Below are 2,417 nucleotides of genomic sequence, written 5' to 3' on the forward strand. Positions count from 1 at the left end.
AGAGTCAGCTTAGTAAAATATTTAACTTTCTGGAACTATCAGACTTGCAGACCACCCCAAAAAGCTATACTTAACGACAGGTCATTTTGGACTGGTGTTTTGAGGACTTTTTACGCCGGTGATGACAGCAGTCGCATCAGTAGCTTGCATAACGACACTCCTTGAACTTATTTGGGTAAATTGGCTGGTTATAAAGGTTAAAAGCCAGCCCCAAATAAGACACCTATTCTCTCACTATGTTCCAAACAAGAAATATCGCTATGCCGCTTCTTATCAAGGCTCACCTCTCAACGGGTCTCATATAAGGGTTTATCCACCGCTTTCTCAGACCAGAAATTAATATTGAACTGGGCATTATCACTCAGCTCAATTCGGTGCCAGTATTGAGGTGGACTAGTGGCAAATTCCCCGGCATTGATAACTACAGTCACCTCTGGCTCAGTTGCCCGCTGATCGGCAAAACCATAATAGATTACGCTGCCTTCCATCACACACAGCTGCCCAAAAACACCCGCTGCAGTATTGTGATGGGTTAATAACGCCTCAGGCACATTGTCTTTGGTAAAAAAAGGAGTAGAACGCTGGATCGTCCAATTCGCTGGAATGCGTAAATGGCTCATAACAACCTCTTCTATTCACTACCAGATACTTGTCGTATAACTTAATAACCGTAGCCTGTTTATGGCTAACTGCCCCCTGGAAAACCACTAAAAAGCAACTATCCCCAGCGTTAACCACTGGATTTCCGGCCCAGATCACCATAAGCTTTGCCAGATTTTGTAACCAACCAAAAAGAATAACAATAATGAAAAAGCTATTGATCTCTCTGGCTCTGTTTTCAGGCCTGTTAATTGCTGTTCCGCCCTATTTTCTGGGTTTTTCCCTGTTTAATCTGGGTCATGCGGTTCAGGTGGCCACCAGCCTCAGTGCCAAACTGGCCTGTTCCGCACGCTTTATCAGCGGTCTTGATGATCAGCAAATTGTCAGTGACCTGTCGTCCTATTCTCCGGTTACAGAGCTGGTTAACCTTAAATACTCCGATACCCCCAGCCAGGTGAGTGCTGATCTTTTTGGCCTGGCGCCCACAGTTGCTACCTACCGCCAGGGGCTTGGATGCACCATTGAATTTGATGGAGACGATACGTTGTACCAAATGGCATCACAGCCATTACCAGAACCGGATCATGCTCCCTGGCCGAAAGGAAACCGCGTCGGCACGGTTAACCCGAATATACAGGGCGTCCTTGAATCGATTCTTGCTGAAGACAATCGCAATGGGCTCGACAGCCGTGCCATGGTGGTGGTTCAGGATGGCCAGATTATTGCCGAAGCCTATGGCAACGGTTTTAATCAGACGACTCCCTTATTAGGCTGGTCCATGGGGAAAAGCATAACGGCCATGATGCTGGGCCGTCTGGAAGCCCTCGGGAAAGTGTCAAAAAACGACACTGCACTGTTTGACCAGTGGACGGATACACGGGCTGAACTTTCCCTTGAGCAGTTACTGCAGATGAGCAGTGGTCTGGCCTTTGATGAAACCTATGCTCCGGGCAGTGATGCTACCCATATGCTGTTTACCGCTCCCAGTGCCTCTGATGTTGCCATGATCAGCCCACTGGATCATGAGCCTGGCAGACATTTTTCCTATTCCTCCGGCACAACGAATCTGCTCTCGCGTTATATCCATCAGACACTGGGCAGTGATCCGGCTCAAACCATGGACTTTGTTCAAACCGAGTTGTTTGTTCCCGCCGGGATTGCGACAGCCACCTTTGAAGCCGATGCTTCCGGTGTTCTGGTGGGCAGCTCATACCTGTATGCCTCAGGCAGGGACTGGGCACGATTCGGCTTGATTATGGCCAATAATGGTGAAATTAATGGGCAGAAGCTGCTGCCGGATGACTGGGTGTCTGCCGCAAAAACGCCCAACACCAGTGACAATGAAAAGTCCTATGGCTACCAGTTCTGGCTGAACCAGGGAGATGAACAGCTGCGCTGGCCATCACTCCCGGTAGATGCCTATGCCATGCTGGGAAATCGCAAACAGTCCGTGATGATCATCCCCTCTACCAATACAGTACTGGTCAGACTGGGCTGGACATCCGGTGATTACCCGATGGAAGACAACTATAAAGTGTTGCTGGATGCCATACTAAAAGCGTCTACCTGAAGCGTCACATTCAACACTGTTGAATAGCTGGTACTTTACGATACCAGCTATCCTTTCCTGCTGTTGCATATACTGGGTAAACCATTCCATGTGATGCGTTTGCCATGAAAAAAACATTCAATACGCGATGTGCGACTTTGTAAGAAGCTATCTCAAATTACTAGCATGATGGTAAGTCCAACTTAAATCTTCAAAATCACACAACTATACGCTTTCCGTTTTTTTAATCTTCGGAAATAAGGTTCTC

The 2,417-nt window shown here is 47.7% G+C and carries 2 protein-coding genes; one reads left to right on the forward strand and one right to left on the reverse strand.

Translation table 11 applies throughout. From position 1 onward, the window contains the following. Positions 1–287: 287 nt before the first annotated feature. Positions 288–620, reverse strand: coding sequence for a TehB family protein (locus AK963_RS27815; RefSeq protein WP_066018564.1), 333 nt, complete (start codon positions 618–620; stop codon positions 288–290). 185 nt (positions 621–805) lie between these two features. Between AK963_RS27815 and AK963_RS27820 the strand changes: the two genes are divergently transcribed. Beyond that, positions 806–2,170, forward strand: a complete 1,365-nt coding sequence (locus AK963_RS27820; protein ID WP_066018565.1) for a serine hydrolase domain-containing protein — start codon at positions 806–808, stop codon at positions 2,168–2,170. Positions 2,171–2,417: the final 247 nt, after the last annotated feature.

Source organism: Endozoicomonas atrinae, from assembly GCF_001647025.1.
Taxonomy (GTDB): Bacteria; Pseudomonadota; Gammaproteobacteria; order Pseudomonadales; family Endozoicomonadaceae; genus Endozoicomonas; species Endozoicomonas atrinae.

Coding starts and splice junctions, on each gene's coding strand:
- AK963_RS27815 (WP_066018564.1), bottom strand. CDS start 620: ATGAGCCATTTACGCATTCCAGCGAATTGGACGATCCAGCGTTCTACT.
- AK963_RS27820 (WP_066018565.1), top strand. CDS start 806: ATGAAAAAGCTATTGATCTCTCTGGCTCTGTTTTCAGGCCTGTTAATT.